Below are 12,785 nucleotides of genomic sequence, written 5' to 3' on the forward strand. Positions count from 1 at the left end.
CTAAACAAATATAGTAAATTTGTTTCATATGAAAAATAAAATTGTTGGTCTGTTCAGCATGATTTTGATGCCTTTTTTGGGGTATACGCAAACTTGGAGTAAGGAAACGATCGAAATAAACACCAATTTGGGTACAATGAAAGTGAAATTGTTTGAAGAAACTCCCTTACATAAGAACAATTTTTTAAAATTGGTCAAAGCCGGATTCTATGATTCATTATTATTTCATCGTGTGATTAATAATTTTATGATTCAAGGCGGTGACCCCGACAGTAAAACTGCAAATGATACAGCTTTATTGGGAAATGCAGATGTAGGCTATTGGATTCCATCAGAGTTTAATCCTAAAATTTATCATAAAAAAGGGCGGTTGTGCGCGGCAAGGGAAAATGATGATGTGAATCCTAAAAAAGAATCTTCCGGCTGTCAGTTTTATATTGTTATGGGTAAAAAACACGACTCCATTTCATTAAAAAAAGCAGAAATAAGAGTAAATAAAGAACTTGTTTCAAAAATTAATTACACCAGAGCATTTAGCGGTAAAAGTCCCGAATTAAAAAGATTATATACGCGTTTATTAACCGAAAATAAGCAGGATAGTTTGAATTATCACGTAAGACAATTGAATGATGACGGATGTATGCGCGAATACCTTGATTCGGCCAGATATATGTTTTCAAAACAACAGCAAAAAGATTATTTTTCGGTTGGAGGGACGCCTCATTTAGATAATAATTATACTGTTTTTGGCGAAGTAATTGAAGGATTAGAAGTGATTGATAAAATATCAGCGCAACAAACAGATAAAAACGACAGGCCCTTAAAAAACATAAGAATGAAAATAAGAGTGACGGAAAATAAAAAATAGGTATTTTTAAACTCAATTTGAAAGAATAGATATGACTAAAATTAAATTTGGAACCGACGGATGGAGAGCCATCATTGCAAAGGATTTTACAGTAGATAATGTGGCCAGAGTTAGTGAAGCTACAGCTAAATGGTTGTTAAAACAGAATAAAAAAAATATTGTACTTGGACATGATTGCCGTTTTGCCGGTGAACTTTTTGCGGAAACGGCAGCAAAAGTTTTTGTTGCCAATGGATTAAAAGTTTATTTAGCTAAAGATTATATAAGTACGCCCATGATTTCGCTTGGCGTTGTTCAGCTTAAAGCAGATTTGGGAATTATAATTACTGCTTCCCATAACCCGCCTTCCTACAACGGTTATAAAGTGAAAGCACACTATGGCGGACCATTAGGCCCTGAGCAGGTACAAGAAATTGAAGACATAATTCCCGAAAAGGCCAATGAAAATTATTTAAGTATTGATCTGGAGCAAGCAATAAACAACAAGCAAATTGAAATGAGTCCGTTGGAGGATATGTATATCAAACATTGTGAGAAAAATTTTGATTTGAAAGCTATTCGCGATTCGGGATTAGTGTTGGCATATGACAGTATGTTTGGAGCCGGACAAAGAGTAATGCGAAAATTATTTCCGGACATACACCATTTACATAGTGATCACAATCCGGGCTTTCATGGCCAGGCTCCTGAACCCATTCATAAAAATTTAATGGAGTTTAGTAATTTTATTAAGGATAAAAAAAACATCTCCTGCGGATTAGCCACAGATGGTGATGCCGATAGAATAGGATTATATGACAGTAACGGAAACTTTGTAGATTCACACCATATCATTTTGTTGTTGATTCATTATTTGGTGAAATATAAAGGCTTGAACGGAAAAGTGGCTACTGCTTTTAGTACTACAAACCGTATAAAAAACATGTGTAAGTATTATAATTTACCCCTGGATGTGGTTAAAATTGGCTTTAAATACATTTGTGGTATTATGGTTACTGAAGATGTTTTAGTTGGAGGAGAAGAGAGTGGAGGAATTGCTATAAAGGGACATATACCAGAAAGAGATGGTATATGGATGGGATTAACTATTTGGGAATTTATGGCCAAAACCGGAAAATCATTGCAAGAATTAATTAAAGAAGTGTATGATATTACCGGTTCGTTTTGGTTTGAAAGAAACGATTTATACATCAATGATGCCATAAAGAACAAAGTATTGGAAAACTGCAAGGCCGGTAATTATTCGGCATTCGGTAAATACAAAGTAACGCGTGTGGAAGATTTAGATGGCTGGAAATATTTCTTCGATGAAAATACCTGGCTGATGATTCGCGCCAGCGGAACGGAACCTGTTTTAAGAACTTATGCTGAAGGAGAGAACAAACAAAAAACGGATGATATTTTAGAAGAAGCGAAAAAGGTTTTATTGAGTTAAAATTTAACCGCTAAGGCACAAAGGATTCACAACGTTCTCTAAGGGCAATATATAAAAAAAAGCTATTTCAATTGAAATAGCTTTTTAGTTTGTTGTTTTAGGATAGTTTATTTAATCTTGAAAGCAGCTTTTACTTTGCTTACATAATCTAATTTTTCCCATGTAAACAATTCCACTTTCATGGTTTTAGATTTTCCGTCAGGAGTTTTAAATGTTTTTGTTACAGTCTCATTCTTACGTCCCATATGTCCGTAAGCTGCGGTTTCGCTATACATAGGAGTACGTAATTTAAAACGTTGCTCAATAAAGTATGGGCGCATATCAAATACCTTCTCCACAATTTTAGCAATTTCGCCATCTGTCATTTTTACTTTTGCAGTTCCATAGGTGTCAATAAATATTCCCATAGGTTTAGCAACGCCAATAGCATAAGATACTTGTACTAGAACTTCTGAGCAAACACCGGCAGCCACTAAATTTTTTGCGATATGACGAGTTGCATAAGCTGCGGAACGATCAACTTTACTTGGATCTTTTCCTGAAAAAGCCCCACCACCGTGTGCTCCTTTTCCTCCGTAAGTGTCAACAATAATTTTCCGGCCTGTTAATCCGGTATCTCCATGCGGGCCACCAATTACAAATTTTCCGGTTGGATTAATGTGATATGCAATTTTATCATTAAATAATTTGGCGTATTTAGGATATTTCTTTTTAACGCGAGGAATTAAAATATTAATGATATCTGCTTTAATTTTCGCTAACATTTTTGGTTCTGAATCAAAATCATCATGTTGTGTAGAAACCACAATAGCATCAATTCGAACCGGTTGATTATTATCATTATATTCTAATGTAACCTGTGATTTCGCATCCGGACGTAAATATTTAATTTCTTTATTTTCTCTTCGTAAAGCAGCAAGTTCAATTAAAATACCATGTGCTAAATCTAAGGCCAATGGCATATAATTAGCAGTTTCATTAGTAGCGTAACCAAACATCATTCCCTGATCGCCGGCACCTTGTTCTTCTTTCTTCTTTCTTTCAACACCTTGATTGATATCGCCGGATTGTTCGTGGATAGCTGAAAGCACTCCGCAAGAATTGGCTTCAAACATATATTCTGCTTTGGTATATCCGATTTTACGAATTACCTCACGTGCAATTTCCTGTACGTCCAAATAGGTTTTGGATTTTACTTCACCCGCTAAAATAACCTGACCGGTTGTTACCAGCGTTTCGCAAGCCACTTTACTCGAAGGATCGAATGCTAGAAAATTATCAATTAATGCGTCCGATATTTGATCGGCCACTTTGTCCGGATGTCCTTCCGAAACAGATTCTGAAGTAAATAAATAACCCATTTGTTTTTCTTTTAATTAATAGGCTTCAAATGTAATGTAATCATTGAATATTTCAAACAATAATAAAAAAAATGTACATTTAAGTATATATTTTATAATCATGATACAAAATTTAAAATTATTCGTATTAGCAATATTGTTTAATACTTGCAGTATACTAAATGCTCAATACAGTTTTTCGGTATCGAATGCAGCGTATTCGGATTTAGTAAGTCCCAATGTATTATCATCTAGTGGATGGAGTTACGCCACAAGTTTTAGTGTTAATTTAGGATTCAATTTTAGCTTCGCGGGTAATACGGTAAATAGCATTAATGTTGAGGGAGGGGGATTTACATTTTTCGACCCATCGTATAATAATTTATTATTGCCTTTTGGTTGCAGGCTTAAGGCAAAAGCCGGGGGCAACTCCCCAATTTCTTATTTTTCAGAAGGAACTGCTCCAACTCGAATTATGAAAATAGAATGGAAAAATGCGGAGTATTTTTATGATGTTAACGCAACTGCCAATTTTCAATTATGGTTGTTTGAGGGTATAAACCGAATTGAAGTTCATGTAGGTACCTGCACGGTTCCGAATGCAACATTGGTTTATCAGGGAAATGGAGCTGCGGGGCCTGCCGTTGGAGCCTATAAATTTGTGAGTATAAATAATTGCCAGTATGGAATAGGTTTAACCGGTGCGGCGGCAAGCCCAACTGTTAATAATTTCTTATCCGGAAATATAAACGTTTTTAATTATGCCGTTGCCGGTACGCCAAGCACAGGAACTGTTTATAATTTTTACGATACGAATACGGGTTTAGAAAAGAAAGAAGTAGATGAAAATAGAAATGTATTTGCATCTGATAAATCAATTTATTTTCAAAATATTCCGCAAAATAACAGCGTATTAATTTATAATATACAAGCAAAATTGGTAAAAGACCTAAAAGATGTGAAAGAGAGAATAAATGCTGGAGATTTAGAAAACGGAATTTATTTTGTTCGAATTATGAATGAGCAAAATAAACAGGTGTTTACTAAAAAAATATTGCTGAATTAAACTTGGGTAAGTTTAAATTCATAACCTTCCATAATTTGATTGCAGAGTAATTTTTTGCAGGCTTCTTCTACTTTTGCTCCGGCTTTACTTTCATTTTCAGCTTCAATTTCTAAAGTAATATGTTTGCCAATTCTTACATTTTGAATTTCGGGTAATCCTAAATTCTTCATAGAGCCGGTAACGGCTTTTCCTTGTGGGTCGAGTAAAGCTTTTAAGGGCATTACATCAATATCTGCAATAAATTTCATGAGCTTATTTTTACTTTACGAATATACGAATTGATTAATTGAAGGGTTTAAAAATAAATCAACAGTTTATCATTTATCAACAACGCGGGTCCAGGTATCTGTTCGTCCAATCATGGTTATGCCAATATATCCTCTCACTTTGAGTGTGTTCTCATTCTCTAATGTCATTATGCACTTGTACGTTTTGCCATTTTCGGGATCATAAATTGTTCCGCCTTCATAAGATTTTTTTCCGGCATAAGTGAAACCAAGTAAATTATCCATTCCTAAAATGTTATTCTTACGTTTATTTTCATCCGGATTTTTATCATCTTTTTTAACCGAACCATCGGCTCGGTTAGGTTCTTTTAACCATACAATTTTCCCGCCAAATTTGCTTTCGCCGTAAGTTGTAATTTTTACGTGCGCCTTACCACTACCGGTTAGCCACATACCTAAAATTTTATCTGCCTCAGCGTTTTGGGATTTAATATTGCCAAATGATAATAATGCAATAAATAAAATTGTAATTTTTTTCATGTTTTTATTTTTGTCTTTAAATTGTTTAAAACGGAAAATCCGATGTAGGATAAAACGATAAGCGGGATGCCGTTAAATCGAATGAGCACAATTATTAAAATACTCCAAAGGATAAATAACCAGCGTACTTGATTGCCTTGCCAGCCAAAATGTTTGAATTTGAAAGAAAAAAGTTCTACCTCAAGAACCAGTAAAACACAAAAAATTAAAATAACAAAGGCCATAAAATAGGGGTGGCCTAATTTATTCATGTATAAATCGTATTTTAAATCGTAAGAAAGTAAATCATTGATGGAATAAGATTTATGTTCAAATTCATAATAAGTAGTTTTTATAAGGAAGGCAATGGAACAAAAGAAAATAGAATTGGCCGGAGTGGGTAAACCAATAAAAGCATCTACTTGTCTATCGTCGTTGTTGAATTTAGCTAATCTTAGTGCTGAAAAAATCGGAATTAAAAAAGCGATGTAAGGCAAATAATGATCAAAGGCATGCACGCTGTTGGGAACACCCTGGTGTGGCATTGACGAGAAAATATAATGGTTGTTGGTGAATTGTAATACACGAAACATGACTATGCCCGGTACTACACCAAAGCTCACTACGTCGGCTAATGAATCTAAATCTTTTCCAATATCCGAGCTTACATTTAAAATTCGTGCTGCCATGCCGTCAAAAAAATCGAACAAGGCGGCAAGACCCACCAAATAACAAGCCATGATGATATTACCATCCATTGCTTTTACAATGGCCAGGCAACCGCAAAGCAGATTTAAACAGGTTATAGCATTGGGTATATGCTTTTTTATCACAGTTTAAATTTAATAAATGAAATTGATTAAATGCTTATTTCTTAAAATAAGAATGAGAAAGACGAATAACTACCATATAATTAATAACGGTGATGAGATTCGTTTAATAATTCAATGAAAAAGTAAGCTTGGACGAAAGAATTTTTTACCCCTGAATTTTAGAACTCAAGTCTTCCCATTTCTGCATCTCCTGTTCAAGTTCTTTTTTTAAGGCATTGTATTTCGCAAAAAAAGATTGGTCATTCATCAACTTTTCGTATTCTTTCGGATCCGCTAATAAGGCATCCGACTTTTTAATTTCGCTTTCCAGCTTTTCAATATTTTCTTCGGCTTTTTTTATTTGGGAGCGAATTTTCTTTTGCTCGGCTTCGGCATTTTGTTTTTCTGTATTGGCCGTATTTGTTGCTGGCGCCGGTTTTTTTTCGGCACTCTTTTCTTTTTTATCTAAATCCAACTCATTCAAACGCTCTACTTTACGCAATTGCATAAATTCTTCAATATCGCAAAGGTGTTCTTTCACTTTTCCGTCTCTGAATTCAAATAAACGATGGCAAATTCCTTTCATAAAATCACGGTCGTGACTTACCATAACTACCGTGCCTTCATAATCGATCAATGCTTTTTTTAATATCTCTTTAGAACGAATATCCAAGTGATTGGTGGGCTCATCCATCAACAGTAAATTGTAGGGCTCCAATAATAATTTACACAAAGCTAATCTTCCTCTTTCTCCTCCGCTTAGTACTTGCACTTTCTTATCAATATCATCCCCTCTGAATAAAAAAGAACCCAATAAACCACGCACTTGTTTTCTCATTTCACCTACGGCCGCATCATCAATGGTTTCAAAAACTGTTTTTTTGGGGTCGAGTTTTTCTTCCTGGTCTTGCTCAAAATACCCGGTTAAAACACTATGGCCTATTTGCACGGTTCCATCGAATGGAATTTTTCCTGCAATCATTTTCATCATGGTACTTTTTCCTTCACCGTTTCTTCCAACCAAACCAATTTTTTCGCCTTTGGTAATAATGAAATTGGCATCCGAAAAAATTTGTTTATCGCCATATTTTTTTCCGGCCTCTTCAACAGTTAAAACAATTTTACCGCTGTGAGCCGGAGCAGGAAAACGGAAATTCAATACCGTGTTATCCATATCATCCACTTCCACACGCTCCATGCGATCTAATTTTTTGATTAAGGATTGAGCGAAGGAAGCTTTACTGGCCTTTGCCCGGTATTTATCAATTAATACTTCGGTTTGATTGATTATTTTTTGTTGATTTTTTTGCGCGTTTTCTTGTTGTTCAATTCTTTCTTGTCTCAGCACCAAATAACGCGAGTAATTGGTTTTGTAATCGTAAATTTTTCCGTTTACAATTTCGATGGTTCGTGAAGTAACTGTATCTAAAAATGTTTTATCGTGACTGATTAATACCACTGCACCCGGAAAATCTTCCATAAATTCTTCCAGCCACATGATCGCTTCAATATCGAGGTGATTAGTGGGCTCATCGAGTAATAAGATATCGGGTTTTTGTAATAGCAGTTTAGCTAATTCAATCCGCATTCTCCATCCTCCGCTGAATTCGGCGGTTTGTCTTTCAAAATCTTTACGTTCAAAGCCCAAACCTTTCAGCACTTTTTCTATTTCCTCGTCTTTGCTTCCGGCGCCGATAATATCTAAGCGGGTATAAAGTTCGGTTTGTTCTTCAATCAGTTTAGCATAAGAGTCGCTTTCGTAATCCGTTCTGGTTTCCAGCTCATGATTTATTTTTTCGATTCTGCTTTCCAGAATATTAATTTCCTGAAAAGCTGTTTCTGTTTCACCAAAAACCGTTCGGCCATGTTGATGAATCATGTCTTGGGGTAAGTAACCGATTTTACATTCGCGGGGCACGGCAATTTCACCTTTGCTGGGATTTTGCTCGCCCGCCAGTAATTTTAAAAGTGTACTTTTTCCTGCACCGTTTTTACCGGCTAATCCAATTCTGTCTTTTGGATTAATTAAGAAACTGATGTTGTCAAATAAATTATGACCGCCAAAACTTACTGTTACAGCATTAACCGAAATCATAAAACAATATTAAATCATTAAAATCTGCTTTTTCCAAATCCTTTTTTTGCCGGTTTATCGCCGTATGAACGACCTCCACCTTCAGAAGATGATTTTTTTACAAATTTACGTGGGCGTTTTTCATTATCATCTCTTCTTTTAAATCCACCGCTTTTACCGGAATTGCTTCTTTCTCCGCCACGGTATCCACCACTGCCATTACCTCTGAATCCGCCACCGCCGCCACCGCTGCGATTTCCTCCACCTTCACTCATTTTCTTTTTACTTACTTCCAATTGAACCTTACGATTATTAAATTCTGTATCGGCGGAATTTATTGCCAAGAAAGTATCTACAAATTTACTTTCAGTTTCAAAAAAGGAGAAACTGCTTTTGATATCTAAATTAAATATCATACGTGGATGTAGTTTAACGGCGTCCGCTAAATAATCTTTTAAACTGTTGCGATTAAATCCATCCATCATACCCATATTAATGAAGAAACGGGTAACACGGCTATTTCCAAAAGCACCATCGGTATTTCCGGTCAGTGTGTTTAAATCCTGTGCATCTTCGTAATATTCATGGAAGCGATTAAACTCTTCGCTAATGAAACGTTTAATTAATTCTTCTTTACTTAAATCTTTTAATTCTTCATAAATTTTAGGAAGGAAAGTTTCAATTTCATCATCCTTAACAGAAACGCTGTGTAATTTGTGAACCAGATTAAAAAGTTGTTTCTCGCAAACTTCCACGCCGGTTGGTACGTTTTTACGTTCGAATTTCTTTTTAAGAATTCTTTCTATATCGCGAATGCGTGATTGTTCTTTTGGAGTAATGATAGTAATGGCAATTCCGGATTTACCGGCTCTGGCCGTTCTGCCTGTTCTGTGCGTATAGTTCTCCACATCCTCAGGTAAATTAAAATTAATTACATGGGTTACATCATTTACATCAATTCCTCTGGCTGCAACATCAGTTGCCACCAACATTTGTAAGGTTTTGCTTCGGAAACGTTTCATTACAAAATCACGCTGACTTTGTGATAAATCGCCATGCAAAGCATCAGCACTGTACCCGTCTTTAATCAATGCATCAGCAACTTCTTGTGTTTCGGCTTTTGTTCTGCAAAAAACAATCCCAAAAATTTCGGGGTAATAATCCACAACTCTTTTTAGCGCCGGATAACGGTCGCGGGGATGCACCAAATAATATACGTGTTCGATATTAGCGGCACCTTCATTTTTATTTCCGGCTGAAAGTTCAGCAGGTTTGCTCATGTAGTTCTTGGCAATGCGTTCAACCTCTTTAGGCATGGTTGCACTAAACAGCCATGTATTTTTATCTTTTGGAGTTTCTTTTAAAATGATGTCCAGGTCTTCTTTAAAGCCCATATTCAACATTTCATCTGCCTCATCCAATACAATATATTTTACGGTATTTAAATTAACCACCTTTCTTTCTATCATATCAATTAAACGGCCCGGGGTGGCTACAATTACCTGCACACCTTTTCTTACTTCTTTAATTTGTCCATCAATTCGGGCACCGCCATAAATTGCGCAAATAGAAAAATTAGAAAAATACTTGCTGTATTTTTTAAGATCTCCGGTAATTTGCATGCAAAGTTCACGCGTTGGAGCAAGCACTAAAGCTTGCGTTATTCTGTTATCACAATCAATTCTACCTAAAAGAGGCAAGCCAAAAGCTGCTGTTTTTCCGGTACCGGTTTGTGCAAGCGCAACTAAATCGGTTGAATTATTTAATAAGAGGGGAATTGTTTTTTGCTGAATTGGGGTTGGCTCAGTAAATCCAAGGTCTGTAATACCTTTTAAAAGGTTACTCTGAAGACCTAATTCTTCAAACGTCATTTTTTTTAAGTTTTAATTATACATTAAAGCTGAGGTACCTTGCTTTAATGCTTCATGCCGACAAAAAACAGGCCAGGTAATTCAGATTTCTGGTGCAAATATACTAAATATCTGAATTAAATTGGTTTAAATGCAGTTAATTAAACGAAAATAAGCAAGAAATACGTAAATTAGAGCCTCTTTTTTAGAATGAGCAATCATTATGCGATTATAATGGCCGGTGGCGTAGGTTCGAGGTTTTGGCCTATGAGCACTTCAAAGCACCCCAAACAGTTTCTTGATATTTTAGGAAGCGGTAAAACCTTATTGCAGCAAACTTACGAGCGCATGCGTATGTTATGCCCGAATGAAAATATTTTTGTGGTTACTAGTCAGGCGTATTATGAATTAGTAAATCATCAAATACCCGAATTACCTAAAGCAAATATCTTACGCGAGCCTTCCCGAAAAAATACGGCTCCTTGTATCGCTTATGCCACTTACAAAATTCATAAATTAAATCCGAATGCAGTAACCATTGTGGCTCCAAGCGACCACATGATTAAAAAGGAAAATGTTTTTGTGCGCGCTATAAATTCTTGTTTTGATAAAGCACAGAAAGAAAACTGTTTGATTACCTTGGGTATAAAACCTACCAGACCGGATACCGGTTATGGTTATATACAATTTATTGAAAGTTCTGAGGCCGATAAAGAGCAGCGCATGTATAAAGTAAAAACTTTTACTGAAAAACCGGACATGGAAATGGCTAAGTTTTTTTTGGAGAGTGGGGATTTTTTATGGAATTCGGGAATTTTTATCTGGCGAAGTTCAGAAATAATAAAATCACTAGAAGCGCACGATCCGGAATTGGCGAATGTATTTAAAGATTGTTGGGATGCTTACAATACCGCAGACGAAGAAACAGCTATTAAAAACGCGTATACTATTTGTAAAAATATTTCGATAGATTATAGCGTAATGGAAAAAGCCGACAATGTTTTTGTGCGAGCGAGTGCAATTGGCTGGAGTGATTTAGGAACCTGGGGAAGTTTATATACCCATATTCAAAAAGATGATCATCAAAATGCTTCCATAGGTAAAAATGTTATGCTTTACAATTCTTCAAACTGCATTGTACATGTACCTAAAGATAAATTGGTGGTTTTGCAGGGCTTGGATGATTACATTGTGGTAGAGAGTGAAGGCGTATTAATGATATGCAAAAAAGAAGACGAGCAACAAATCAGAAATTTTGTAAATGATGTGAAGGTGAAAAAAGGAGAAAGATTTATTTAGCATTACAATTAAAATTATTATTTTCGTTTATATTTTATTTTCAATTTAAATCAACCTAAATTAATTTGTATGAATTTTATTAAAAGTGTTTTATTTACATTATGTATTTTCGGTTTTAATGCAATTAATCTGAATGCCCAATCTTATAACCTGGTTATTTTTTCAGAAGACGGTGATCCTTTTTACGCAATTGTAAATGGAGTTCGCCAGAATGATAAGCCGGAGACGAATATCAAAGTAACGGGTTTAACCGCTGAAGCTTTAAGTTTACGAGTTGAATTCGAAAATGCAGCTTTACCAAAACTCAAACAAAATATGATGGGTGAAAATGGTTTTGAACATACCATTAAAATTAGAAGAAATAAAAAAATGGAGTTGAAAATGCAATATTTTGGAAAAGTTGCTTTAGAAGAAGCGCCAAAAAGTTCAGCTTCTACGGTAGCGTATCACACTTCTGAAAATCCGGTTGGTTCCTCTTCCAGTTCAAGTTCAGATCAAGTTAACTACAATACTTCTACTACGATTACTGAAAACGGACAAACTACAACCTCAACAAATGGACCCGGATCAGAAAACATTTCCATTAATTTAAATATTGGTGAAGCCGGCATGAATATGAATGTAGGCGGAATGAACGCTACACAAACATCCATGCAAACAACTTCTTCCTCTACAGTAACCACTACCACACGCACATCCGGAAGTATGAACTCAGCCGGTTCAGTTAATGAAACTTCAGCCTCAGCAGCCTCAACTAAATCTAATGCAGGGTGTAATGTAGCCATGACAAGTGGCTCGTTTGAAAGCATGAAAAAATCAGTGGAGTCGAAACCATTTGCCGACACAAAAATGAGTACAGCCAAATTAGCCACTAAAAATTCATGTTTAAGTGTAGTTCAAGTTAAAAGTATCTGTGCATTATTTAGCATGGATGATGATAAACTGACGTATGCGAAATTTGCATATGATTACTGCGTAGATAAAGCAAATTATTATAAAGTAAGTGAAGCTTTTTCTTTTGATAATACAACAGAAGAGTTTAATCACTTTTTAGAAGCCAAATAGGCAAATAAAATTCTTTTATTACTTGCGTTTTAATTATAGCTATGCTAATGGCTTAGCTTTTTATGGATAAAAATGACCAATTGTGTAAATATTTTTTTAATTATTTGGTGCAAATAAAATAAATACATATTATTGTAGTGTAATTCTGACGAACCTGATTTCCCGGCTTCATTCATCTCAGAAATATATTTTAATAAACATTTAATCAATTAAAAATTATTGGGTTTAGA

11 protein-coding genes are annotated in these 12,785 nt (G+C 35.3%); 5 read left to right on the forward strand and 6 right to left on the reverse strand.

The features are described from left to right. The first annotated feature begins 28 nt into the window (after positions 1–28). On the forward strand, positions 29–868 hold the full coding sequence (locus IPM51_16590; protein ID MBK9285915.1) for a peptidylprolyl isomerase: 840 nt from the start codon (positions 29–31) through the stop codon (positions 866–868). Positions 869–899: 31 nt separating this feature from the next. Then, the gene (locus IPM51_16595) at positions 900–2,303 is read left to right on the forward strand and encodes a phosphoglucomutase/phosphomannomutase family protein (protein MBK9285916.1); all 1,404 of its coding nucleotides are present in this window, start codon (positions 900–902) and stop codon (positions 2,301–2,303) included. A gap of 107 nt (positions 2,304–2,410) precedes the next feature. On the opposite strand, the gene IPM51_16600 is transcribed toward IPM51_16595, so the two are convergent. Further along, entirely contained in the window at positions 2,411–3,664 is a 1,254-nt protein-coding gene (locus tag IPM51_16600) for a methionine adenosyltransferase (GenBank protein ID MBK9285917.1), read from the reverse strand. A gap of 100 nt (positions 3,665–3,764) precedes the next feature. Here IPM51_16600 and IPM51_16605 point away from each other — a divergent pair, with 100 nt between their 5' ends. Then, positions 3,765–4,709, forward strand: coding sequence for a T9SS type A sorting domain-containing protein (locus IPM51_16605; protein ID MBK9285918.1), 945 nt, complete (start codon positions 3,765–3,767; stop codon positions 4,707–4,709). Here the strand turns inward: IPM51_16605 and purS are convergent. The 5 genes from purS to IPM51_16630 form a co-directional block, all read right to left on the reverse strand. Next, positions 4,706–4,957: a phosphoribosylformylglycinamidine synthase subunit PurS gene (purS, locus tag IPM51_16610; GenBank protein MBK9285919.1), complete on the reverse strand. Its 252-nt coding sequence runs from the start codon at positions 4,955–4,957 to the stop codon at positions 4,706–4,708. The two genes, IPM51_16605 and purS, sit on opposite strands and share 4 nt — an antisense overlap. Before the next feature lie 69 nt (positions 4,958–5,026). Next, a complete protein-coding gene (locus tag IPM51_16615) occupies positions 5,027–5,476 on the reverse strand; it encodes a DUF2147 domain-containing protein (protein MBK9285920.1) in 450 nt (149 codons plus the stop codon). Next, positions 5,473–6,285 carry a CDP-alcohol phosphatidyltransferase family protein gene (locus IPM51_16620; GenBank protein MBK9285921.1) on the reverse strand — a complete coding sequence of 271 codons (813 nt, stop codon included), beginning with the start codon at positions 6,283–6,285 and terminating at the stop codon, positions 5,473–5,475. Before IPM51_16620 ends, IPM51_16615 begins: the two co-directional genes overlap by 4 nt. 148 nt (positions 6,286–6,433) lie before the next feature. Next, on the reverse strand, positions 6,434–8,362 hold the full coding sequence (locus IPM51_16625; GenBank protein MBK9285922.1) for an ABC-F family ATP-binding cassette domain-containing protein: 1,929 nt from the start codon (positions 8,360–8,362) through the stop codon (positions 6,434–6,436). 17 nt (positions 8,363–8,379) lie between these two features. Then, positions 8,380–10,212: a DEAD/DEAH box helicase gene (locus IPM51_16630; GenBank protein MBK9285923.1), complete on the reverse strand. Its 1,833-nt coding sequence runs from the start codon at positions 10,210–10,212 to the stop codon at positions 8,380–8,382. A 189-nt stretch (positions 10,213–10,401) separates the two neighbouring features. On the opposite strand from IPM51_16630, the gene IPM51_16635 reads away from it, so the two are divergent. Both IPM51_16635 and IPM51_16640 read left to right on the forward strand, forming a co-directional pair. Next, positions 10,402–11,490: a mannose-1-phosphate guanylyltransferase gene (locus IPM51_16635; protein MBK9285924.1), complete on the forward strand. Its 1,089-nt coding sequence runs from the start codon at positions 10,402–10,404 to the stop codon at positions 11,488–11,490. Between the two features lie 69 nt (positions 11,491–11,559). Next, entirely contained in the window at positions 11,560–12,555 is a 996-nt protein-coding gene (locus tag IPM51_16640; GenBank protein ID MBK9285925.1) for a DUF4476 domain-containing protein, read from the forward strand. Positions 12,556–12,785: the final 230 nt, after the last annotated feature.

It is taken from the genome of Sphingobacteriaceae bacterium (genome assembly GCA_016715905.1).
GTDB lineage: Bacteria > Bacteroidota > Bacteroidia > B-17B0 > Aurantibacillaceae > Aurantibacillus.